Annotated in this window: 20 protein-coding genes and 1 pseudogene; 8 read left to right on the forward strand and 13 right to left on the reverse strand. The window is 68.3% G+C overall.

What is annotated here, in order from left to right; all coding sequences use genetic code 11:
• Nucleotides 1-6: 6 nt before the first annotated feature.
• The 9 genes from AB0K36_RS25200 to AB0K36_RS25240 all read right to left on the reverse strand — a co-directional run bounded on the left by AB0K36_RS25200 (nt 7) and on the right by AB0K36_RS25240 (nt 9,431).
• The gene (locus tag AB0K36_RS25200) at nt 7-354 is read right to left on the reverse strand and encodes a hypothetical protein (protein ID WP_364598459.1); all 348 of its coding nucleotides are present in this window, start codon (nt 352-354) and stop codon (nt 7-9) included.
• Nucleotides 354-1,577 (reverse strand): hemopexin repeat-containing protein, encoded by a 1,224-nt coding sequence (locus tag AB0K36_RS25205; RefSeq protein ID WP_364598462.1) that lies wholly within the window; start codon nt 1,575-1,577, stop codon nt 354-356. The genes AB0K36_RS25200 and AB0K36_RS25205 overlap by 1 nt, the downstream gene beginning before the upstream one ends.
• A 195-nt stretch (nt 1,578-1,772) precedes the next feature.
• Complete coding sequence (locus tag AB0K36_RS25210; RefSeq protein ID WP_364598465.1) at nt 1,773-2,924, reverse strand: hypothetical protein; 1,152 nt, start codon at nt 2,922-2,924, stop codon at nt 1,773-1,775.
• 606 nt (nt 2,925-3,530) lie between these two features.
• Nucleotides 3,531-4,991, reverse strand: coding sequence for a hypothetical protein (locus AB0K36_RS25215; RefSeq protein WP_364598468.1), 1,461 nt, complete (start codon nt 4,989-4,991; stop codon nt 3,531-3,533).
• Nucleotides 4,992-5,072: 81 nt separating this feature from the next.
• A complete protein-coding gene (locus AB0K36_RS25220) occupies nt 5,073-5,765 on the reverse strand; it encodes a peptidoglycan DD-metalloendopeptidase family protein (RefSeq protein ID WP_364598471.1) in 693 nt (230 codons plus the stop codon).
• Nucleotides 5,766-5,775: 10 nt separating this feature from the next.
• Nucleotides 5,776-6,495: a peptidoglycan-binding protein gene (locus AB0K36_RS25225; RefSeq protein ID WP_364598474.1), complete on the reverse strand. Its 720-nt coding sequence runs from the start codon at nt 6,493-6,495 to the stop codon at nt 5,776-5,778.
• A gap of 100 nt (nt 6,496-6,595) precedes the next feature.
• Entirely contained in the window at nt 6,596-7,285 is a 690-nt protein-coding gene (locus AB0K36_RS25230; RefSeq protein WP_364598477.1) for a hypothetical protein, read from the reverse strand.
• Between the two features lie 147 nt (nt 7,286-7,432).
• The gene (locus tag AB0K36_RS25235) at nt 7,433-8,182 is read right to left on the reverse strand and encodes an AfsR/SARP family transcriptional regulator (RefSeq protein ID WP_364598522.1); all 750 of its coding nucleotides are present in this window, start codon (nt 8,180-8,182) and stop codon (nt 7,433-7,435) included.
• A gap of 133 nt (nt 8,183-8,315) precedes the next feature.
• Nucleotides 8,316-9,431, reverse strand: a complete 1,116-nt coding sequence (locus AB0K36_RS25240) for a hypothetical protein (RefSeq protein ID WP_364598480.1) — start codon at nt 9,429-9,431, stop codon at nt 8,316-8,318.
• A gap of 198 nt (nt 9,432-9,629) precedes the next feature.
• Between AB0K36_RS25240 and AB0K36_RS25245 the strand changes: the two genes are divergently transcribed.
• Nucleotides 9,630-10,505: a peptidoglycan-binding domain-containing protein gene (locus tag AB0K36_RS25245; RefSeq protein WP_364598483.1), complete on the forward strand. Its 876-nt coding sequence runs from the start codon at nt 9,630-9,632 to the stop codon at nt 10,503-10,505.
• A gap of 18 nt (nt 10,506-10,523) precedes the next feature.
• Here the strand turns inward: AB0K36_RS25245 and AB0K36_RS25250 are convergent.
• Nucleotides 10,524-11,126, reverse strand: a pseudogene (locus AB0K36_RS25250) (N-acetylmuramoyl-L-alanine amidase); the annotation flags it as partial.
• Nucleotides 11,127-11,733: 607 nt separating this feature from the next.
• Here AB0K36_RS25250 and AB0K36_RS25255 point away from each other — a divergent pair.
• Entirely contained in the window at nt 11,734-12,237 is a 504-nt protein-coding gene (locus AB0K36_RS25255) for an LGFP repeat-containing protein (protein ID WP_364598486.1), read from the forward strand.
• Nucleotides 12,238-12,312: 75 nt separating this feature from the next.
• On the forward strand, nt 12,313-13,809 hold the full coding sequence (locus AB0K36_RS25260) for a lipase family alpha/beta hydrolase (RefSeq protein ID WP_364598489.1): 1,497 nt from the start codon (nt 12,313-12,315) through the stop codon (nt 13,807-13,809).
• A 100-nt stretch (nt 13,810-13,909) separates the two neighbouring features.
• Here the strand turns inward: AB0K36_RS25260 and AB0K36_RS25265 are convergent, their stop codons facing one another.
• On the reverse strand, nt 13,910-14,617 hold the full coding sequence (locus AB0K36_RS25265) for a hypothetical protein (RefSeq protein WP_364598492.1): 708 nt from the start codon (nt 14,615-14,617) through the stop codon (nt 13,910-13,912).
• 446 nt (nt 14,618-15,063) lie between these two features.
• On the opposite strand from AB0K36_RS25265, the gene AB0K36_RS25270 reads away from it, so the two are divergent.
• Nucleotides 15,064-15,870 (forward strand): VOC family protein, encoded by an 807-nt coding sequence (locus AB0K36_RS25270; RefSeq protein WP_364598495.1) that lies wholly within the window; start codon nt 15,064-15,066, stop codon nt 15,868-15,870.
• A 229-nt stretch (nt 15,871-16,099) separates the two neighbouring features.
• On the opposite strand, the gene melC2 is transcribed toward AB0K36_RS25270, so the two are convergent.
• Nucleotides 16,100-16,930, reverse strand: a complete 831-nt coding sequence (gene melC2, locus AB0K36_RS25275; RefSeq protein ID WP_364598498.1) for a tyrosinase MelC2 — start codon at nt 16,928-16,930, stop codon at nt 16,100-16,102.
• A gap of 17 nt (nt 16,931-16,947) precedes the next feature.
• Nucleotides 16,948-17,322 (reverse strand): apotyrosinase chaperone MelC1, encoded by a 375-nt coding sequence (gene melC1 / locus AB0K36_RS25280; RefSeq protein ID WP_364598501.1) that lies wholly within the window; start codon nt 17,320-17,322, stop codon nt 16,948-16,950.
• Between the two features lie 667 nt (nt 17,323-17,989).
• Between melC1 and AB0K36_RS25285 the strand changes: the two genes are divergently transcribed.
• From AB0K36_RS25285 to AB0K36_RS25300, 4 genes are all read left to right on the forward strand, one after another.
• A complete protein-coding gene (locus AB0K36_RS25285) occupies nt 17,990-19,420 on the forward strand; it encodes a family 2B encapsulin nanocompartment shell protein (RefSeq protein WP_364598504.1) in 1,431 nt (476 codons plus the stop codon).
• Nucleotides 19,421-19,508: 88 nt separating this feature from the next.
• Nucleotides 19,509-20,852 (forward strand): 2-methylisoborneol synthase, encoded by a 1,344-nt coding sequence (tcp, locus tag AB0K36_RS25290; protein WP_364598507.1) that lies wholly within the window; start codon nt 19,509-19,511, stop codon nt 20,850-20,852.
• A 15-nt stretch (nt 20,853-20,867) separates the two neighbouring features.
• Complete coding sequence (locus AB0K36_RS25295) at nt 20,868-21,743, forward strand: geranyl diphosphate 2-C-methyltransferase (RefSeq protein WP_364598510.1); 876 nt, start codon at nt 20,868-20,870, stop codon at nt 21,741-21,743.
• A gap of 318 nt (nt 21,744-22,061) precedes the next feature.
• Nucleotides 22,062-23,150 (forward strand): hypothetical protein, encoded by a 1,089-nt coding sequence (locus AB0K36_RS25300; protein ID WP_364598513.1) that lies wholly within the window; start codon nt 22,062-22,064, stop codon nt 23,148-23,150.
• Nucleotides 23,151-23,264: the final 114 nt, after the last annotated feature.

Raw genomic sequence — 23,264 nt, forward strand, 5'->3', positions numbered from 1 at the left:
AGCCGTCTAAGCGATCGGCAGCGACAGGTCGAAGACCGCGCTCCCGCCGCGCACGGTCACCGTCACTGTCGTAGGGGTGAGATGGTCCGGGTTGTCGAACCGGTACAGCGCGTAAGCGTTGGCACCGACCATTTCGATGGCCGGCAGCGGCCCGGGGGCTGGCCCTTCGGCAAGGCTCAGGGACTGTCCGTCCGCGACGAGCTCCACGCCGACGTCGGTGTCCTGGAGATCGAACGACTTCTCCACCGCGATGGCCACGTTGACGCGTACCGAACCGTCCGACACCTCGCCGAGAGACGGATACACCCAGAAGTCACCGGCGAGCTGGGGAGCGTCCGGATTCATGGGACTCATCACGGCACCCTGCAATTCACGGTCCACTCCCGGGTGAACAGTACGGTTCCGCCGTTGCACACATCGATGAGCTGCCCGCGGAAATCGACATCGATCTTGTAGAAGGTGCCGGGCGGTCCGACCCCTCCCGGCGTGTCCCTGCCCACGTACTCCGCCCCGGAGCGCCGCTTGACCAGGTACATGTCGTTGCGGTTCCCGTTTCCGACGGAGGCGTTCCGGTGGCCGTAGTCCAGGTCGACGTGGAACGGGTTGGCCGGGTTCGACGCGGCCTGGCCGTCCTCGACGAAATGGTCATCGGTCGACCCGGGCCCGGGCCGGGAGCGCATCAGCCGTCGCGTCGGCACCCCGTTCTCCTTGGTGATGAAAGGCACCGGCTGTCCGTTCACCTCGAGATCACCCCGGATGAACTGCCGGTACTCGCCACACGCCGGGACCGACGGATCGGCGTCGGCGAACACCGCGTGCATGTCGAATTCGCCGCCGCAGCGCACATCGGGCTGGGTCCGCTTGCTGCAGCTCGACAGCCTCGCCGGAATGTCCACGCTCGCCACATCGGCCTGCGGCCACTCGATCACGTCGTCGACGGGACCGGTGAAGCCTGCTCGGACCAGCTCCGGCCATTTCCCCGGCTCCGTGACCGGCAGAGGGTAGCCAGGGCGCACCGCGCTCTTCGCGATGTCGTAGTTCAGGTAGCTGGTGCCCTTGAAGAAGTACGCCGATCCGTTTCCCCAGTTGACCGCCGCGTCCACGCCGGCCTTGAACGCGGCCGGGAAGTCCGGCCAACCCTCGCTGATGTCCCGGGGATAGACGGTGTGGTCGACGACATCGTTCGCGATGTCGTAGAGGACGTACTTCGAGCCTTTGAAGAAGAACGCCCGGCCGTCCCCCCAGTTGATCGCCGCGTCCATCCCCGCGGCGAACGACGCGGGCAGGGCCGGCCACTGCTCGGCCGTGTCATGCGGGAAGAAGTCGGCGTCGACGGTGTCGTTGGTGGCGTCCCAGCGAACGTACTGCGAGCCCTTGAAGAAATAGACGAAGCCGTCCGGCCAGGTCACCGCGGCGTCGAAGCCGTGGGTGAACGAGGCGGGCATCGCTGTCCACGCCTCTGCGACGTCGCGCGGGTAGACATCGTGATTGACCGTCTCCGCGCCCGTCGCCGCGTTGATCTCGTAGCGGACGTACTTACCGCCGCGGAAGAAGAACACTGTCCGAACCGGCGCCATAGCTGCTCCTTCCATGAGCCGACAGGCTCTGATTGCGGTACGCAGCCGAAGCGTCACTCACAGTCATCAGGGTAGGGGAAGGGCGCGACGGCGGCGAGCGTTCGTGAACCCGCGGGAGGAGATCCACTCGGTTGGCTCCGACACTGCCGCGCCGGGGTTCCGCTGCGGCTGACCGCTGCCGCGCCGCCAGGTGGTCTAGCCGTCCCCCTTCTCCTGGTGGGCCTTCTCGACCCAGGTCCCCGCCGCGATCCCTGCCTGTTCGAGATGCCAAGCGGCCTGGAGGCAATGAAGGGCGGGAGTGCCGATGGCCCAGAACAGATCACCCGCCGGAACGAGTTCGGCGAGACGCGTGGTGAGCTCCCCCACATTGAACGGCTCGTCGGCGTCATCTCCGTTCCGCAGTTGTGCGAGGACCTCGAGGGAGTCGTTCCCCTTTTCCTGTGCTTTCCAGAAGTCCTCAACCCCTGCGATTTCCCATTCCTGGGGGAGGAGGCCTTTCAGAGTCCATCCGAGGGCGCGATCGGAGACGCTGGAGAAGATGCCGTTGGTGCACACTTCGGCAGCCTTGCCGAGAGGTACGTCCGGCACACCCTGAGCGGAAACGGCCGCTTCTTTCTGCTTCTTCATCTCGGCGCTCTGCTGACGGTAGACCTCCTGAGCTTTCGCCCCGTCCTCCTGTGACCCTCCGGAATCACTGAGTTTCGGCAGTGACGAGGCGGCCCGAGCTGCGGCCTTCGCGAGCGCGAGCCGCTGAGGCGGAGGGGTCTTCGGATCGCTGGCCACTTCTGCCGCTCCGGCCACCTCCGGCTGCTCACCCGTCACCTGATTCCATTTCGGCGCAGGACTCGCCGGCGGGTCGGACGGGTCTTCCTGAGCGTCGGACTGGCCTTCCTTGGCCATGGAGGAGGTCAGCGGGTCAATGATCAGGATCAGCTCCGTCCGGAGCTCGGGGGGCGTCTCGGGGTCACCGATCATCTCCAGAGCCGAAGTTGCCTGCTCCACCGTCGAGATGGTGGCTGCCCGCCGTTCCGGCGGCACCCCCGGGTCCCGGCTGCCCTCCACGGCGGACGCCACCTGCCGCACAATCGCGGTCAGCTGCTCCCGCAGCTCAGGGGGTGTCTCAGGGTTGATGATCACTGCCAGCGCCGAGGTCACCTGCTGTGCGATGTCGGTGACCTCGTCGCGCTCCTGTGGTGACGTCTTAAGGTCCTGAACCGCCTTGAGCGTGGCAGTCAGTTGCTCTACGGCCGGTGCGAGTTCCGCAGGGGCGCTTTCCCCTGCCCCCATCAGGCTCGCCGTCGCCGTTTGGATCTCCTTGTTCTGCTGAGCCAACTGCCCGGTGACCAATCGGTCCAATCCTCCGCCTGGCGGCCCGTCAGGCTCTGTCTCTCCCGGCGTAGTGGTGTCGCCGGGTGTGGTGTTCTCGCCCGGAGGGCGCGTGTCGCCCGGCGGAGGAGAATCGTCCGTCTTCGGCGGTGGCGCTGTGGGGGTTCCTGGAGGAGGCGTGTTCCCCGGCGGCGTGGGCGGGTCGTCCGGCGGCGGGGGAGGAGGCGTTGTCTGAGCCGGTGCCGCCGCCGTGCTTGCGCCGCCGAGGTGAGGCGCTGACGCAGCACTCGCCATTCCGGCCGGGAGCACGAGCGAGGCGGTCAAGGCGGATGCTCCGACCATGCGGCAGAGGTTGCGCCGGGCGACTATGGCCATGATGCGTTCCAGATGCGCTTCTCGGTGGTACCGGCTTGTCCGTTGCGGACCGGCCCCTTGGGGGCAAGAACGGATCCCCCAGGAGGTCTGGAGTTCAGCAATGCATAAGCGATCCGATTTCCACTCTTTACCCGAACGGCACATCCTGCAACGCGGAGTGTTTGAAGCGGCAAGTGTGTGAGTGGTGAAACGTGTCGCGATCAAGCGGTCCGGCGGTGTCCGGTCCGGTCACGCTTCCCGCAGAGGCGGAGGCTAGATACCGCTTGTTTTCAGTACCTGTGCGAAGGGAACTGCGGCCGTGGCTCTGGTCAGAGCGACACCGTATCTTTCCCTTTCTCGCTGATTCTCTTCCGCTGCATCTCTCTTGAGATGAAGGGCTTCCCGGGGTTCGTGCGACAAGACATACGACTGGATCTCGGCGCTCGATCCGGTCCACCCGTAGTAGGAGACCACGTATCGAGGCCGGCGCGTCACATTGATCATGTTGTTGTTGTGAAGGACCCGGCCACGGTTGATGATGTGTTCATCACACTCAAATGGAGGGCAATAGAACTGCTTGTCTTTCGGACGCCAGGAATAATGCGGGACCGAAAATTCGTCATCGATCCTTCCGCGGTCCTTCCGCATGATGGTCATGGTCAAGTCGGCCTCGATCACGTCGTACGTGGCGGACCTGGGAAGTTGAACCACTCTTTCTTTCACGTATTGCTCGCCGGGCTCGAGCCAGTTGCCGGGCCCGTAGAACCGTGCGGCGCTGATCGTCTCCCGGGTGGGAGACTTTTCGTAGCGTCCTACTCTTGATCCGTCCATTTTGGCGTCCAGCAGCTTTCGCCACTCAAGGAGACCGCTCCCGTCGCTCGCGTGCTTCGCGGATGCCCCGTAGATCCCGTAACCATCGCTCGTGATGTAAGCCGGCACCTTTCCGGAATTCCGGGCCCGGAAGGTCACGGGGAGATGGATGATCGGTCGCTTCGTATCCGATTGCGGTGTCCCGAATTTTACTTCAAGGTCGAAAAGGACCGGGGCGGATGTTGGTTGATAGAGCGCGGAATACGCCAGGTTGAAGGTGGCCAGAAGTGTCGTGGCTGTCACCCCGGCCGCAAATTGTTTGGGGTAGGGAATTCCTTCCCATGCCCTTTCCCTGAGGAGCAGCTGCAGTGCCCACAGGGACCAGCCGGTAAGTGGAAGGTACGTCAGCACATAGGGCGTGTACTCTCGTTCCTCGAGCCACATGAACAGCAGCAGGCCGTTGGTGACCAGCGCGATGGACACGCCGAGCAGGATCAGCGCTCCGGAAAGTGTGAGCTTTCGTCTTCCCCAGTAATCGAGCACCGCCAGTGCCGCCACGCCCTGCACCACGCCCGCGAAGGCGAACAGGAAACCTGTGACACGCCCCGCGAACGTCAGGGCCCCGATGGCGTCCGGCATCCCCACGACAATGAGCAGGGCCATGGAGCCCAGCAGACCCGCCACCATCAGCGCGATGGTCGCGTGCCGCCGCCCCGTGCGGGCGGGCCACGTCCCGCTGTCTCCGCCGAGCCAGACTATGAGTGAGCGGTCTTCTACATCCACGTCCTCCGGATGACCGAGGCGACGGAGAACCTTGCGCAAGCCCCGCAGCGACCAGGCACTGCCTACCGTCCTGCCGCCCATGGTGACCTCGCGCAGGCCGCGGCCGTCCGGTGGCTGCACCACCACCTTGGGTTTGTTCATGGGGCCCACGATCAGATTCGCCCCGGGGGCGTGCAAACCAGGTTGGACCGTCCAGCGCAGCACGAGGCTGCGGCACGGGCCTCAGTAGCTGGGCTTGGCGACTTGGCCGTAGGCCCATTCACGGCCCTTCGACATCTCGAAGTGCAGGTGCGGTCCGGTGGAGTTTCCTGTGTTTCCCACCTTCCCGATCTGCTGGCCCGCGGCGACCTTCTGGCCGGGCTTCACCTGCCGCTGTGAGAGGTGGCAGTAGGTGTAGATGTGACCGTTGTCCCCACGCAGTCCGATCCACTGGCCGTACGCGCCCCCGTCGCCGTTGGACCAGGCGATGGTGCCGCTGCGTACGGCGACCACCGGAGTGCCCGACCGGGCCGCGAAGTCCTGGCCGGTGTGCCGGCCGACGCCGTCGGGCTTCCATGCGTACGGGCCGCGTGAGAAGAACTCGAAGGTGACCTTGTGGCCGGGCACGGGCGACTTCACGCGTCCCTTGCTCGGGGTGGCCGCGCGGCCGGCGGCGGGGCGGGCACCTTTGCAGTCGACGGCGAAGTGGGCCTCCCGGCCCAGCTTGGTGAGCGACGCGCAGCCAGGTATGCCGTCGGCGTCCTCGTCCTTGAAGCCCTGCTTCCTTTGTTCGGCACGGTAGGCCTTCTTGGTCTGTTCGCCGAAGAAGCCGGTGGCTCCGTCCGGGATCTTGTGGCCCCGCGCGATCAGAGCCTTCTGCACCGTACGGATGTCCGGGTGCTTCTTGCCGAACTGGACGTTGGAGAGTGCGACCATGGCGGTCTCCTTAGTATCCGCGGGCAGGCCGGTTCGGGTCCGCCTGCTGTACACGGGCGGCGAAGTTCGAGCCCGACTGGTTCACGTGATAGCGGTCGCGCACGTAGTTGACCGTCGCGCACATGTCCGCGACCACGTCGTAGGGTGTGGTGGCTGTGCCCGCCTGGTGGTAGGTGGCGAACGTCGCCGGGACGCACTGCGTGGCGCCGCGTGAGCAGTTCTGTGGATGGCCGTCCGGCGCGCGCCGGCCCCGCGCGTTGACGTCCGCCACGTTCACCCGGAACCTCGGGTGGTTGTGGATGGACTCGCGCCGGGTGATGGTGGTCAGCGCCGGGACGCCGAACCGCGGGTCCATGCCCGTCAGTTCGCACGCCTTCTCGGCGTAGCGCCGCATGGCGGCCTCCCCGTCGTCGTCGTCGGGGTCGTCGTAGGTGACCTGGCCGAGGGTGAGCCGGCCGCTGCCGGAGGTGGGGCGGGCGGCTTCGCGCTCGACGGTGAAGCCGGCGTGGCGGCCCAGCGCGGTGAGGGACGTGTAGCCCGGGACGCCGTCGGCGTCCGCCCCCGTGAAGCCCTGGGCCTCCTGTTCGGCACGGTAGGCCTTCTTGGTCTGTTCGCCGAAGAGCCCGGTGGCTCCGTCCGGGATCTTGTGGCCCCGGGCGATCAGGGCCTTCTGCACGATCCGCACGTCCTCGTTCTTCAGGCCGAAGCGAACCCTGGACAGGGTGACCATGACTGCTTCCCTCCTCTCGTCGGTTCCAGGGGGCCGCACGGTGACCCGGTGGGGGAAGGTCGCCTGGGCACCGGCCGTCGGGACACGATCCGCCGCCGGCTCAGCATTCACCGATGCCCGGAAGCCAGGCGTCCGGGTGGTCGATGAAGATGTTGGAGAGGTACCCGCCCAGCGCCGGGACAAAGGACCAGGCGTTGTTGGTGTGACCCGAGGCGTTGACGGTGTCGCCCTGCGTCTGGCACTGCACCAGCACGCGCGTCGGCCCGGACAGCACAGTGACGACGGGTGCCCCGAGCCGGGGCTCCGCCCGTACGTTGACTCCGGTCCCCCAGGTGACGAAGTTGCCCTCCGCGACGTCGCCGCCCCCGTCGGCCGGCGCCTCTCCCAGGACGGGCGCGCTCCAGTTCTGTGGGTCGTCGCAGAGTGGATCTGCCACCACCGAGATATGGAAGTGCTTGTCGTGCGGGTTGGCACCGTCGTACGGCTTCCACTGCCAGTCCTGGTTGGTGGCGATCCGGCTGTTGGCGATGACGTACTTGATCCTCGGGTCACGGCTGTCGAGCAGTTGGTCGGCCACCTGCTGGATCTCGAGACCGTGAGCGGGATCATGGGTGAAGTCGCGGGCGGTGACGATGCCGGGCCCGTACCAGGGGTTGTGGTCGCTGGCGCTGCCGCGCACCCAGTGGGCCTCGTCTCCGATGCCGCCGTCGGAGGCGAGGCTGCGTCCGCGGAAGCGGGCGTCGAGCTGCCGCCGCAGGGTTTCCAGGCTGTTCGCGACCCGCCACGACATGGTGGCCTCCTCGCCGATGCCGGCCCGGCGCCCGGTTGCCCCCAGCTACGGAAGGACGATCGACGCCGGCGCGCCTTGGCATCCCACGCTACGGACGTGCCGTCAGCCCGGCGTCAACCATCGGCGTCCGTCCGGAAGACGCGTGGCTCACGGCCGGTCACGAAGGGCACGGCCCGGCCGGTGCACGGGAAGCATCCGGGCGAACTGCGGGGACGGTTCCACCCCCAGTTCCGCGTTCAACAACTGGCGGAACGCCTGGTAGTGGTGCACCGCTTCGCTGAGGTTGCCCTCTGCGAGGTGCACCGACACGAGGACCCGATGGCCGCTTTCCCGCAGGGGTTCCGTGCGGACACTCGCCCATGCCGCTTCCAGCGCCAGGGCCGGCTTGCCCTGCCTGACGAGCGTCTCGGCCAGCGCGTCGAGCGCGTGCAACCGCAATTGACGCAGGCGTTCCCGTTCCAACAGCACCCAGTCCTCGTCCCAACCGGGCAGGAGGTCCTCACCTCCCAGCAGCCCCAACGGCACATGGCCGGGGAGCGGAGAGGCGTAGCCCTGTACGACGCCGAGTGCCGTCTCCGTGAAGGTGTGGACGTCCACCTGCATCGTCTCCGCGGCCACGAGCCAGTCCCCACAGCACCGGATCAGGGGTTGATCACCACGCGGCAACTTCCACAGAGTCGTACGCAGACTGCCCCGGGCATGCTCTTCCGTGACCTCGGGCCACAACATTCCGGCGAGCATCGTGCGGGACGCTCGTCCCCGCAGTCCCACGAACGCCAGCAGTCGCTGGGCGTTCCCGCACAGTTCCACGGGCTCGGCACCGAATTCCAGGCGGAACTGGCCGAGCAGCCACAATCGAGGGGGAGGAGATGCCAGTTTGATCGCCTCGCTCAACAGTTCCTTGTTTCAACAGTTCCTTGTATGGCCGCCACCCTGTTCCCAAGGAAGCCTGTCGTCTTCAGTTTCCGGCTGTCGACCGAGCAGTGCAAGCGGCGAAGCGCTACCCGCGCCCGGATGTTTACGGCTGCACCTATCTACTGGACGACGGTCCTTGGGCTCGCTCGCGCTTTTCCCCTTTTTCCTTTTCCGCGTCTCCGACATTGCTGCCCGGTGCCTTCACGTTGTCGATCAGATGCTGGCCCTGCCGGTCGACCGCGCGAGTGACGGACTCTTGGAGGACTCCGAAGGCGAAGGCCCATGCGCACACCTGCGTCGGCGTGTCGAGGTTGGTCAGGCCGGGGAGGAACTCGCCGCTCATCAGGAGTATCCCCGCCACTGCCGTCAGGGCTCCGACGGGGAGCCGGAGGATTATCAGTCCTGTTGCCACGTGGTAGGGCCCGGAAGTTCCTCTGACGCCTTTCAGTGATACCGCCCCCGCCACAGCCGCCGCGAAGAGTCCGATGAATTCAAGAAAGAAGATGTTGGCCGCCTTCGGTGTCTCTCCCAGAGGGCAGACCCTGGTCGTGCTTCCCCCGCCCTCCGCCACCTCCGTGTTCGTGAAGCACACTCGCTCGGCGACGTCCGGGGCGAGGGCCCCCCATACGCCCAGGGAAACGGCTATCAGCCAGAGAGCTCCTGCGGCCATGACGACTATCTGGGTAAAGCTCCGGACTCGCGCTCTTTCTGCTTCTTCCGCTTGGTAGGCGGCGTGCAGTGTGAGGGCCGCCAATTCCCTCTGGCCAGCGCCGAGGGGTTTTTGTTGCCGCCTGAAGCCGAGCATGTTCCGCTCAGGACTGCTGTGCACCGCGGCACTGAGCTGCTGCAAAAGCACGTCGTCATGCATGAGGTGAAGCTTGGCGTGCGAGAGGGCGTACATCCCTTTATCGTGAAGCTCACTTTCCGGGGCTATCCTGAGAAGAGCCACTTCCGCTTCGTGTACATTCGCCAAAGCCCTGTCCGCCGACGCTCCCAAAAGGCGTTGCCACCGGGAACAGTCCCGCAATGTATTCCGAGCGGCATCGAGGTGGGCATTCGCTGTGGCCACGGTTCTGGCGTCCTCCGGAGATACCCGACCTCCGGCCTTTCGTCGCTCTTCGAACTTGTTCAGCTGTCCCTGGAGATGCGCCACGTGAGCATTTACGCGCTGATACCAGGAGGATCCCTTGACCGTAACGTCGGGGTCTGTGCCACCTCTGTTACCCACCATGGGCCCATCCTCCTTGGCAGATACCTCAACTTCAGTGAACTCCTACGGGGTTTGGTAGGCAACTCAGGTCGCGTCCCGTACGGTGCGGAAGCGTTCGACCTTTCATGAGGCGGGAGCAGGGGCCGAGTTGCAGGCGGACCGGTACGGACAGACGCTGAGAACCGATTTCCCGACTCCGCGTACACAGAGGCAGGCGACATGCATCAAATCGTTCGCGACCATTGGATCGCATTCAACAATCCCCTCGAGGGCCGGGTCGACTTCATGTACCTCGACCAAAAGGGATGGGTGAGCACCGGGATCGGCAACAAGATCGATCAGACCGCCGCGGCCAACTCTCCCCCGAATCAGGCGGAGCGGTCCGCCTCCCTGGCTCTGGCCAACGAGTTGCGGTGGCTGGACGGCAGCGGTGCCCAGGCGTCGGCGGACCTCGTCGCCGCTGAGTGGGACAAGGTCAAGGCGCATCTCGATCTCGCTCCGCAGGGACACAGAGCCTTCAAGCCGCCGTTCACCTCATTGCATTTGGAGAACGACGAGATCGACCGCCATGTGTTCGCCAAGCTGGATCAGATGGAGTCGTTCCTCACGCAGCGCCCCGAGTTCGCCGGCTTCGCCTCCTGGCCGGCCAACGCGCAACTCGCCACCATGAGCATGTGCTGGGCGCTGGGACCGGCGTTCAAGTTCCCGAAGCTGCAGGGCCATGTAGCGGCGCGGAACTGGAACGGTGCGGCCGACGAATGCCATTTCACCCCGGACGAAGGAACCATCAAGATCCGGAACAAACTCGACCGTGCTCACTTCCTGCTGGCCCAGACCGTCGAGGACCGTGGTCTGCCTGCCGACCGTCTGGCACTGGACCTGTCGGACGTGTTCGGCGTGCAGGGCGCTCTGCTCGTCCTCCGATACGACCCGGGGCCCCAGGACGGCGCGGACGGGCCCCGCACCCAGGCCGCGGTCCACAAGTTCCAGGGTGACGCCGGCCTTCCCCAGAACGGCTCCTCCACCGACCCGGCCGCCCTCGCCGCCCTGAGCGCCCGGCTCACCGAGTCGGGCTTCACCGTGCTGGGGGTCTGACCCCCGCGTTCACCGGGTGCCGGCTGCCGCGACGCCCAGGCGGTCGGCGATCCGCCGGCGCATGGCCGCCATCTCGAATCCTCTGGGATCGACCTTGCCCGGCTGCCATTCCAGATGGCCGATCACGCTGCGCTCGCTCCAGCCGTGCGCCCGGCAAATGGCTGCGGCCGCCTTTTCGATCGCCTCCAGCTGCTCCTGCGGCCACGGGTCCCGGCCGTCACCGAGATTCACGCACTCGAAGCCGTAGAAGTGAGCGTTCCCGTCGGCCTCGGCCTGGTTGTCCGGTGGCAGCGCGACCTCGTCGATCACCGCTCGCAGGACGTCGGGATCGCCCTTCCCGGCGTGGTTGGCACGGCCGTTGCCGACCATATGGACTGTGCCGTCCTTCGCGATGACTCCGTGGCACAGCGGGCCGGGCAACGCGGAATGCCCGTTGTAGCACAGCTCCACGCTGCTCTTGGTGCCGGAAGTGACCGTGTGGTGGATCATCACCCCGTGCAGGGGGCCCCAGGGGCCTTTGTGGTTGCGGTTGTGGGTTCGCCATGAACGGTGTTCGACGACGGTGAGTCCTTCGTCGCGCAGCGCGGCAAGCAACCGGTCCGGTGACAGTGGAATGGCCATGATTCTCCTCGCGAGAACTCGAACCGGCCCCTGCGTCGAGTCCCAGGAGCCGCGAAGTCCCGACGTGTACGGCGGCCGACCGATGACCGGGGGCCGCGCGATGACGAACGGCGCGACCGGACACCTTCGGTAGGGTGACGAACTTCGTGGTGTCGAAAGACATCTGAAGCCGTGCAGACCAACTCGATTCCACTGTAGACCGGTCCCCGGCGGACCGACCACCTCCATTCGGCTACCATTCGATCCGGTTCGTTGAATGCGAAGTCATTCAGTCGCGTTTCGTTGAATGGGAACCGATAATCACGGTTCTCCGTCAACTCGACTCCGGTAGTGGGCCCTGGTGAACGCGCCTAAACTGAAGGCGATATCGCCGTCCCCGGGCGAACCCCAGGAGGAACAAGGGCGGCAGGCGCCGAGCCTGGCCGTGCGCACCGAGGGACCGGCGACGACGGTTCACGGATCAACCGTGTCGTCCACGATCCGTACTGCGGTTTTCCAGGGATCCCGCATGTGCGCGTGGCACCGGACAACAGGACCGGCTTCTGTTCGCCTGACTCCTCGCGCCGCGGATCCGGTGTTCGCACGGCGGAACGAGCTGGAGGCGGAAGTGACTGCCATCGACGAGAAGTGGGCCCAGATCCAGTGGATCGGCGCCCCGTTCGACGCCGGCGCGGGAAGCGGCGAGGGACCGAACCCCGACGGGCGGGGCACCTCGCGTGATTTCGACCACGGGTCCATCTACTGGTCACCGGATACCGGCGCGCACGAAGTGCACGGGGACATCCGGATCAAGTACGCCCAGGTCCGCGGCTCCAGCGGATTCCTCGGGTACCCGGTGACGGACGAGTTGGGGTGTCCGGACGGAACGGGCCGCTTCAACCACTTCCAGGGCGGCTCGATCTACTGGACACCGTCGACGGGCGCGCACGAGGTGCACGGCGCCATTCGCGACCTCTGGGCGAACATGGGCTGGGAGACCAGTTTCCTCGGCTATCCGGCGACCGACGAGATCGGCACAGGGGACAGCCGCTCCAGCCGCTTCCAGCACGGGCACATCAGTTGGTCGCCCGCAGAGGGGGCGGTGGCGCACCGCAGCACCCTGATCGACTGATCGACCGATCGGTGGCGAGGAGCGAGACGGGTGGCATCCGGGAAGCAGGTGCCACCCGGGGACAGTGAGGTTCCCATGCCCGAGAACACGAAGTTCCCGATCGTGTACGTCCGGGGATTCGCCGGCGATACCGAGGGGATAGACAAAACCGTCAAGGACCCCTTCTACGGCTTCAACGAGGGCTCAACCCATGTCCGGGTCGGGGCGGGAAACGTGCCGAGCTTCCACCAGTTCGAAAGCCCGCTGCTACGGCTCATCCTCGACGAGGATTACAAAATTCTGGTCGAGGGCGGGCAGGAGGCCTATCTGGACGCGCATGAAAGCGTTCCCTCCAATTCGATCTGGATTCTGCGTTTCTACGACGTCTCCGCCACGACCTGGGGTGCCGAGCCGAAGAAATTCCGGATCGAGGACGCCGCCGCGGACCTTCTGACGCTGATCGACAAGCTTCGCGAGAAGTCGGGGGCGTCGCATGTCCACCTGGTCGCCCACTCCATGGGCGGGCTCATCTGCCGCTGCCTCCTGCAGAAAGTGCTCCCGGACGCCGGCCGTGACCCGGCCGACTGCGTCGCCAAGGTGTTCACGTACGGGTCGCCGCACGGAGGCATCACCTTCGACGCCGGGTTCGGCGTCTTCGAGAAGGTGCGTGACGCGACGGGCCTCAACGGCGCCGAGGTGTTCGGTCCGGAGCGCATGTACGAGTACCTGACCCCGACATCGGACCACGATCCGCAGGGACGCCCGCCGGACTGGCGCGCCCGGGACATGCCCGAGCGCGACAGTGCGCACCCGAAGGCGTTTCCGCGTTCTCGGATCTTCTGCCTGATCGGCACCAACCCGAAGGACTACGACGTCGCCTTCGGCCTCTCCGCCGCCGTCGTCGGCGCGCACAGCGACGGGCTGGTGCAGATCGAGAACGCCTATGTGCCCGGCGCACACAGGGCGTTCGTGCACCGCAGCCACAGCGGCCGCTACGGCCTCGTGAACTCGGAGGAGGGCTACCAGAACCTACGGCGGTTCCTCTTCGGTGACCGCAAGGTCGAGGCCACGCTCGCCGACTGCCGGCTTCCGTCGATCGAGGGGACCACCTGGCAGGCCGAGGTCCGGCTGTCCGTCCGGGGACTGCCGATCGTCATGCACGAGCAGACGGCCGAGCACTGGTGCCCGGTTCAACTGCCCTCGTCGGGCGCCTCGGCGGACGTTCCGCTGACCACCGCGTTCCTGTGCAGCGGCCTGCGGCCGCACGGCAGCGACACGACCATGCGCTACGCACTGCAACTGCGCATCCTGTCGCTGCGTGAACAGCTCGGGTTCCTGAGCTTCGGCGACCACTTGGAGCAGACCGCCGACTTCGACGACACCCTGGTGGTCGACATCGGTGAGGGCACATGGGCCGCATGGAACTCGCTCATCCCCGGCACTATCAGCCACTATGAGCCGAGCGGCACGTCGCTGCAGGACGAGGACGAGCGCGCGGGGACGTGGGTGGCGAACATCCCGCTGCCCGGCTCCGCGCAGCCGATCCTCGGCGAACAGGCGCGGATCCGGCTGACGGTCACCCGCTGGACCTGACGACGCGGCCGCCACCGCACCGTATCCCGGTGGCGGTGTCCGGTCCGGCCGGCCGGCCGGGAGAAGCATCCGGACCGAAGGACCCGTTCGTCGCGACGGCTCAGCGAAGCAGCGCTCCGCGCAGCGTGATGTTGTGCCGTGTGCGCAGCCGCCGCAGTTCCCACATCGCCACGAGGGTGACCGACAGCGGGGCTCCCAGGGTGAAGGCCATCCGCACCCAGAACGGCACGCTGTCGTAAGCGCCCCGGAACAGGTCGAAGAGGGCGACTTCCCACACGAGCAGCGTCGCGAGCAGTGGCGGCACCGTCTCGTGGAGGTCGGCCGTCCGGAAGACGTGCACGAGTGACTGCGCGATGCCGTAGAGACCGAACGGGGCCAGCCACAACGCGAAGGCGCCCAAGGCGAACAGAAGCACCACCCGCCCCGCGGAAGCCGTCCAGTTCGTGTCCTCGGTCACGTAACCCAGACCCGTGATCAGTCTCGGCACGGCGAGCGTGACGACAAGCGTGAGCAGCGCCCCGGCGGGCTTGCCGACGCGGCGCAGGAACAGACGCCGGTTGGGCGGGCGGGCCGCCGCGATGAAGACGGCGACGGCGACCGGGAAGGTCACCCCGAGAACGATGAGCGTGGTACGGATCTGGCCGAAGCGGTCGTCCAGCACGGCGTCGGCGTCCGACGCCGGCCCGTAGGACAGCAGCATCCACGTGACGGCGACGAGGCCGACGACCGTACGGACGACCTGGACCTTCTTCACCATCGGGTCGTGCACACGGTCGGGCCGGGACGGCGTGAACACCGCGCGCGCCACGGCGATCGGGTTGAAGAGACGCCCGAAGGTCAGCCGCCGACGCGCCGGGGCGGGCGGCCACGGGCCCGGCGGCGGTAGGGGCGGCCCACCCGGTCCCGGCGGTCGTCCTCCGCCGTACGGGTTCCACGGAGCCCCGGCCCCGCCCCCGTTTCCGCTCATCCCCGTGTCCTTCGCGTCGCCGTGCCAGGAGGTCACAAGGAGATTAGGCACTCACGGCGCGTGAAACCGTCTCCGTCCCGCTGCAGTTGCGCTGCAGCCGTGTGCCGACGGTGAGCGGGCCGCCACCGTCGGCCGCGCTTGCGTGCGGCAGGCGCGAGGGTACGGAAGCGGAGCGGAAGGCCGACGAGGAGACGGACGGCCGAAGCGCACGGACGGCCAGGCCGACGGGCGAGTGTCAGTGCCGGGTGTCAGGCTGGGACGAGACCTGATCTGCGAAGGGAATTGCCGTGATCACCACTGATTTCGTCCCCGGCTCCCCCTGTTGGCTGGACCTCGGTGCCCCCGACGTCCCGGCCGCCGCGGCCTTCTACGGCGCGGTGCTGGGGTGGGACTACGAGTCCATGGGGGAGGGGGAGGGGGAGGAGGACATGGAAGGCGGGATGTTCCGGAAGGACGGCAAGATCGTCGCCGGCCTCGGCAAGCTCACCGAGAAGGGCGCGCGCCCGGCCTGGATGATCTACTACTGCGTCGCCGACGCCGATGCCACGACCCAGGCCGTGGAGAGCGCGGGCGGCACGGTGCGGGTCCCGCCGAGGGACCTCGACGAGTGGGGCCGGATGGCCCAGTACAGCGACCCCCTGGGGGGCCAGTTCGCCGTCTGGCAGCCCGGTCAGAACAAGGGTGTCGACCTTGTGGACCAGCCGGGCTCGCTGTCCTGGACCGAGCTGTACACGAGCGACGTAGCGGCCGCGAAGGAGTTCTACGGCCGGGTCTTCGGCTGGCAGTTCAGTGACATGGAGCTGCCCGGCGGCGGGGGGACGTACGTCCTCATCACTCCCGCCGGGCTTCCCGAGGAGCGTATGCAAGGCGGCCTCATGGAGCTCCGTAAGGAGGACCTCGCTCTGGCGGACGGGCAGCCGTACTGGCACCCGGTCTTCGCCGTCGAGGACTGCGACGCCGCGGTCGCACAGGTCACCGAGAAGGGTGGCAGCGTGCAGATGGGGCCGGAGGACGCGGAGGGCGTCGGCCGCCTGGCGGTCTGCCTCGACCCGTCGAACGCCGACTTCGTCGTGCTCACCCCGACCGAGAGCTGAACCGGCGCGGAAGAGGCCCGGGAGACGGCACGGGCCACCGCCTCCTGTTCTGCACGCGCCCGGTCGCGGAGAAGGCGGCTGGTCGGCCTCGTCCCGGTCAAGAGCCCCGCCGACCGGCGGGTGGCCGGCCTCGTCCCCGCACACTGCCGCCCCCCGCCTCAGCGGCCTCGTGACGCATGTCGCGCCGCGCGGTAAGGACACCGGCCCGTCCGCGCGGCGCCGGATTCCGTCAGGCGGCGACGGAGTCGTACGCGTAGTGGGGCGTGTGGTCCAGCATGTCGGCGGGGGTCACGTTGTTCCACGGCCGCATGGTGTCGTGCAGGGCCACGACGTTGCCGGTGGCGGCCGTCGGCAGGTAGGCAGAAGCGGGATGGAGCTTCTGCCAGTCGGCCCACAGTTTGTCGACGAACGCGTGGTGCATCCAGAACACCGGGTCGTTCGGGGAGGCTCCGGTCGCCATGTGGCCGCCCACCCAGACATGGACGCGGTTGTGGAGATTGGCGCCGCGCCAGCCTTCGAGGTGGTTGCGGAAGCCGTCGGACGCGCTGTTCCAGGGAGCCGCGTCGTAGACGCCCATCGCGAGGACGGCGTCGACCTCGGCGCGGGTGGGCAGTTGGCGCCCGCCGGCACCGAGGGAGCGGCGCAGGAAGTCGCGTCCGTCGACACGGACGTTCACGGCCCAGCGGTTCGCACCGCGCGCGAACGGTCCGTCCATGACCTGACCGTCCCGGCCGCGGCCGCTGCCGCCGAGGAAGTCGGGGGCCCACAGCGACGCGCCGGGAGTGCGGTCCACGGTCCAGTCCCAGTAGGGCAGGGCGACGCTCGGGTCGACGGACTGGAGGGCCTGTTCGAACTCTATGAGGAATCTGCGGTGCCACGGCAGGAAGGACGGCGAGCGGTGTCCGACCCGTTCACCGCTGTCGGTGTCACTCATGATGAAGTCGTTGTGGGTGGCGACGAACGTGTCGTAGCGCCCGTTGCGCTTGAGCTCCAGAAGCGCGTCGACGAAGGCGCGCTTCTCGGTGGCGGTGAGCCGGGCCTGGTTCTTGCGTACGGTCATGGCGGTGGGGCTCCCGGTCAGGCGGTGGCGAGGGGGACGAGTACGGCGCCCTGGAGTTCCCGCACGGCGGCGCGGGCGGTGGCACGGGGCGTGGCACGGGGCTCGTAGTGGTTGATGACGCTGATCCAGGTGCCGTCGGCGTTCTGCATCACGTGCAGTTCCTCGTCGTCGATGTGCACGGTGTAGCCGCCTCCGTGTCCGCCGTGGTGCCCGCCGGCGTGCGAGGGCGCGCCCTGGATACGGCGGCCCTGGTAGACCTCGTCGAACGGCGGCGGTCCGGCGGCGGCGCGGGCCGGGGTGGTGGCGCGCGCTGTCGCGGCGACGGCGACGGTGAGGCCGGCGGCGGCGCCGGCGACGGCCGCCAGTGCGTGGCGGCGAGTGATGGTGGACACGGAAATTCCCCCTGCGTGGTCGGTCGGGCAAGGGGGCTGTGGTCGGCAGCCCCTGGTGGCATATGCCTATCGGGGCTGCTCGAGTGGGAGGAAATCGCCGGAAACGGTTGGGCCGGATGCGGACATCTCCCCACGCATGGTGCAGACTTGAACGAAGTTGATCTTGCTGTCGAGCGATGCTCGAGCCCTGCCGCGAAGGGAATTCCTGCGGGCGCCGCGGCCATCGCGCGAAGATTCTTCCGCCCCGGTCCGGAACATGTGTCAGGCCTCACGCGCCAGAAGTGTCCTTAAAGCGCCCGGTGTCGCGGCCTTCGCCGATGCGGGGCAGGCGTGCGAGCCCAGGGAGCCTCGCCGGCGGCAAGTTGGCCGGATCCTGTGCGCCCCGATGGACCGCAGGGGCGTCGTGGAGCGGTGGTCGGCCTGCGCGACCCCGTCGCGCTCCAGCGAAGTGGCGCAATGTCACTGATTGAACAGATAAACCGTATTCAAATGATCGTCACTGCTTCGAGGTAATGCGTCCGGGTTCTCCAGGCGACGCGGCCCGAGCGGTCGTTACGGTCCTCCGGGACCTGCACGGATCCCCGTGACTCCCTCCGTTCCTCCCTGTTCGCAGTCGGCGCACCGGTGTGCGCCGGCCGTCATCCGTCGTGAAGGAGAACTGGCCTCGATGACTGTCGACAGCAGCCCGGAAGCCCAGGCGGCCGCACCAGCGCTGCCTCAGCAGTCCCTGGGCACCGCCGCTGCCCGCAACCTCGCCACCACCACCAAGTCCGCTCCGCAGATGCAGGAGATCACCTCCCGCTGGCTGCTGCGCATGCTCCCCTGGGTCGAGACCAAGGGCGGTGCCTACCGGGTCAACCGCCGGTTACGCCACACCGTCGGCGACGGGCGCATCGAGTTCGTCCAGGAGGGTGCCACGGTCCGTGTGATCCCCCGCGAACTCGGTGAGTTGTCCCTGCTGCGCGGCTTCGAGGACCTCGACGCTCTCACCGCTCTCGCCGGCCGCTGCACGCAGCGCGACTTCTCGGCGGGAGAGGTCCTCGTCGAGCGCGGCACCCCGGCCGACCGGATCCACATGATCGCCCATGGCCGCGTCCGCCAGACCTCCGACGGCAAGTACGGCGGGGAGATCGCCATCGCGGTGCTCGCGGACGGCGACCGCTTCGGAGAGAACGCCCTCCTGGACGCCGACGCCCGCTACGACTACACGGCCACCGCCGAAACCTCCGGCACGCTCCTGACCCTCTCCCGTGCCGACTTCGCCGCAGTACAGGCCGCCGCGCCCAGCCTCCGGACCCACATCGAGGAGTTCAGCTCGCTCGCACGGCAGCGGCAGAACAAGCACGGTGAGGCCGAGATCGCCATGTCGGCCGGCCACGTCGGCGAGGCCGAACTGCCCGGCGCCTTCGTCGACTACGAACTGAAGCCACGCGAGTACGAACTCTCCGTCGCCCAGACCGTTCTGAGGGTCCACACCCGGGTCGCCGACCTCTACAACGGCCCGATGAACCAGACGGAGGAGCAGCTCCGGCTCACCGTCGAGGCGCTGCGCGAGCGCCAGGAGCACGAGCTCATCAACAACCGCGAATTCGGCCTGCTGCACAACGCCGACTTCAAGCAGCGGATCCAGCCCCACTCCGGGGCGCCGACCCCGGACGACATGGACGAGCTGCTCTGCCGTCGCCGCGGCACCAAGCTCTTCCTCGCCCACCCGAGGACGATCGCCGCGATCGGCCGCGGGTTCAACGCGTGCGGCCTCTACCCGGACCACGTCGACCTCGGCGGGCAGTCCGTCCCGGCCTGGCGCGGTGTCCCGATCCTGCCCTGCAACAAGATCCCGATCAGCAAGGAGCAGACCAGCTCCATCATCGCGATGCGCACCGGCGAGGAGAACCAGGGTGTCATCGGCCTGCGGCAGACCGGTCTGCCGGACGAGTACGAGCCCGGCCTCTCCGTGCGCTTCATGGGCATCAGCGAGCAGGCGATCATCTCCTACCTCGTCACCACCTACTACTCCGCCGCGGTGCTCGTACCCGACGCGCTCGGCGTGATGGAGAACGTGCAGATCGCCCGCAGGAGCGACCAGGGAACCCGCTGACGGCCCCCCGGCCGAGCCGGATCCGTCCCGCCCGGCGGACCGGCGCGGATCCGGAACGGCCCCATCCACCGCAGCAAGGAGCTACGGAATGCCCGACCCTGGACCCTTCCCTCAGCAGTCGAGGCCGCCCACCGCCGCGGCCCGCTCCGGTGCCCCCGCTCTCCTCGGGGCCGCCCCCCGCTCCCTGGCGCCCGTCCCGCAGCCGGCGCCCGCGGAACCACCGGCGGCCACGGTGCCCGACGTGCCCGCGCCGGCGGCTCCTGGCCTGCCGGCCGCGCCGCATCCGCCGATCGTCCCGTCGTCCCCCGCGGCCACCTCCGCCGTTCCGGCCGTCCCTGCCGCGGACTCCGCCCTCCATCGGGTCCTGCGGGGCCCGAGCGGCCTGGGCACGGCCTCGCTCTCCCTGGCCCGCCGCCCCGACCCGGTGCTCCCGGAACCCGCGCCGCTCGCCGAAGGCCGGGCCGTGCCGGGCCTCTACCACCACCCCGTACCCGAGCCCGATCCCGTACGGGTGGAGGAGGTCAGCCGCCGGATCAAGCGCTGGGCCGAGGACGAGGTCCAGCTCTACCCCGAGGACTGGGAAGGCCAGTTCGACGGCTTCTCCGTCGGCCGCTACATGGTCGCCTGCCACCCGGACGCCCCCACGGTCGACCACCTGATGCTCGCCACCCGGCTGATGGTCGCGGAGAACGCCGTCGACGACTGCTACTGCGAGGACCACGGAGGCTCACCCGTCGGTCTCGGCGGACGTCTCCTCCTCGCGCACACCGCGCTCGACCGCCTCCACACCACCCCCGAGTACGCGCCGGAGTGGGAGGAGTCGCTCGGCTCGGACGCCCCGCGGCGCGCGTACCGCAGCGCGATGGACCACTTCGTACGGGAGGCCACGCCCTCCCAGGCCGACCGCTACCGGCACGACATGGCCCGGCTGCACATGGGCTACCTGGCCGAGGCGGCCTGGGCCGAGACCGATCACGTCCCGCAGGTGTGGGAGTACCTGGCCATGCGCCAGTTCAACAACTTCCGCCCCTGCCCCACCATCACCGACACCGTGGGCGGCTACGAACTGCCGGCGGACCTGCATGCCCGGCCGGAGACGCAGCGGGTCATCGCACTCGCCGGGAACGCGACCACCATCGTCAACGACCTCTACTCCTACACCAAGGAGCTCGACAGCCCCGGCCGGCACCTGAACCTCCCGGTGGTGATCGCGGAACGCGAGCAGCTCTCCGAGCGCGACGCGTACCTGAAGGCGGTCGAGGTCCACAACGAGCTCATGCACGCCTTCGAGGCCGCCGCGGCCGAACTGGCCGCCGCCTGCCCTCTGCCCCCCTTGCTGCGCTTCCTCAAGGGCGTGGCCGCCTGGGTCGACGGCAACCACTACTGGCACCGCACCAACACCTACCGCTACAGCCTGCCCGACTTCTGGTAAGGAATGGACATCTCTGTGACCACCGAACTGAACCCCACCGCCTCCGCGATGATCCCGGCCCCGGCGACGCCCTACCAGCGGGACATCGCCCGTTACTGGAACAGCGAGGCGAGGCCGGTGAACCTGCGCCTCGGTGACGTGGACGGGCTCTACCACCACCACTACGGCGTCGGCGCCGTCGACCACGACGCGCTCGGCGACCCCGAGGACAGCGAGTACGAGAAGAGGCTGATCGCCGAGCTGCACCGCCTCGAGTCGGCCCAGACCGAGGTCCTCCTGGACCACCTCGGTCCCGTCCGGGCCGACGACACACTCGTCGACGCCGGCTGCGGGCGCGGCGGGTCCATGGTCATGGCCCACCAGCGCTTCGGCTGCAAGGTCGAGGGCGTCACGCTCTCGTCCTCACAGGCCGACTTCGGCAACGGGCGCGCGCGGGAGCTGCGCATCCAGGACCACGTCCGCGCACGCGTCTGCAACATGCTCGACACGCCGTTCGAGAGCGGCAGTATCGCCGCTTCGTGGAACAACGAGTCGAGCATGTACGTCGACCTGCACGACCTTCTCGCCGAGCATTCCCGCTTCCTCAAGGTCGGCGGCCGGTACGTGACCATCACGGGCTGCTGGAACCCCCGCTACGGCCAGCCGTCGAAGTGGGTCTCCCAGATCAACGCCCACTTCGAGTGCAACATCCATTCCCGCCGCGAATACCTGCGGGCCATGGCCGACAACCGGCTCGTGCCGCAGGCCGTCATCGACCTCACCCCCGACACGCTGCCCTACTGGGAGCTGCGGGCCACGTCCTCCCTGGTCACCGGGATCGAGGAAGCGTTCATCAAGTCGTACGGGGACGGCTCCTTCCAGTACGTCCTGATCGCGGCCGACCGCGTCTGACCCCGTCCCGAGCCGGGTCCGTCCCTGGCGGACCCGGTACGCGACCGTGACCGTGGCATGCCGGCACCCGGGCGGACGGCCCGCCAAGGCCGGTGCCGGCGAACCCGTTCACAGCCGGCGCGGCGACGTGACCCTCAACCCGCCACCCCACTTGGCGGCTTGCTCATGCGATCATGCGGGCGGCTCTCGATCGACCGGTGCACAGTCACCTGATCGGACGGCGAGCGATCGAGCCGGCATCGAGCCATGGGGCGTCGAGCCATCGAGCGAGAATGGGAGTGCGGTGTGAGCGGGGCCGGGGGGCAGGACGGGTCGTCCGTGTCCGACGAGGAGTGGGAGCGGTTCCTTCGGGAATCGGTGACGGGTGCGGCCGGGGCCCCCGTGGAGCCGTCGGCGCGCGCCCGTGAAGTGGAGCGGCGACTGCGGGAGCGCTCCGGGCTGCCGGAGGACCGGCGTACGTACTCACCGGCCGGGCCCCGACGCAGGACAGGCTGGTACGTGACCGTGCTGGTGGCGTCCGTGGTCCTCCTGGTCGTGGCGCTCTTCCCGCAGCAGGTCGTCGGCTGGTTCGGCGGCGACGACGGCACGCAGGACGGGGCGCCGTCGGCCGCCGAGTCGGAAAGCCCGCGGGAGGCGCCCGGTGCCGAGCCGGCTCTGCGCCCCACCCTCGCCGAACCGTTTCGGGGTTCGCCTGCGGCCCGCTGGGCCGACGGAGCGGCCGGGATCACGGTCCCACCGGCCAAGGCGACCGGCTGGATGGACGCCGCCCAGGTCGAGCGGGCGCTGCGGCAGAGCCGGGACTTCCTGGTGGCCGCGGGTCTCGACTCCCGGGTGCTGCGCGGCGAGCGGCCCACGACGGCGATCGCGCTGTTGAACCCGCACCAGAAGGACGTCCAGGACTATCTCCGTACCGCCCTGTCGTCGGCGGCGCCCGCTCCCGAGACCGACCCGCTGCTGCTGTTCAGCCGCTTCCGGCCGGAGCAGGCCCGGCTGGTCGGTGACGTGGTCAAGACGCGCGGCCGGCTCACGTACCGGGAGGGGAAACGGGGGGCGGTCGAGGTCACGGCGGACGTCACCTTCGTGTACCCGACCACCCCGGCGGGCGACGGCGGGCGGGACGCCGAGGTCGTCCGTACGATCGTGCGGCGCGAGGTGGTGATGAGCTGGGACGACCCGGCCAAGGTCATCACCGAACCGGGCACGATGTCCCTCGTCTCGTACGCGCTCGACATGACCAACGGCGGCTGCTCCGCCCCGACCGGCTACTTCGTGCCGCCGTTCGGCACGGCCGCCGAGCAGCCCGCCGACGAGGCACGCCAGATCGATCCGTACGACCGCAGCGAGCCGATCGAGAGCGACGGCACGACGGCCACGGGCAACGGCTGCGCGACCGCCACTCGCTCCTAGGGCCTCTCGTTTGGATCATGCCGGGCTCGCGGGCCCTGGCACGCACTCCCCCGTAGCCCTCCGGGCACGGGAGGTGCCCCCACGCCGCGTTGTCGTCAGTCGGCATGGCTCCGC

Source organism: Streptomyces kurssanovii, from assembly GCF_040677245.1.
GTDB classification, from domain to species: Bacteria; Actinomycetota; Actinomycetes; order Streptomycetales; family Streptomycetaceae; genus Streptomyces; species Streptomyces kurssanovii.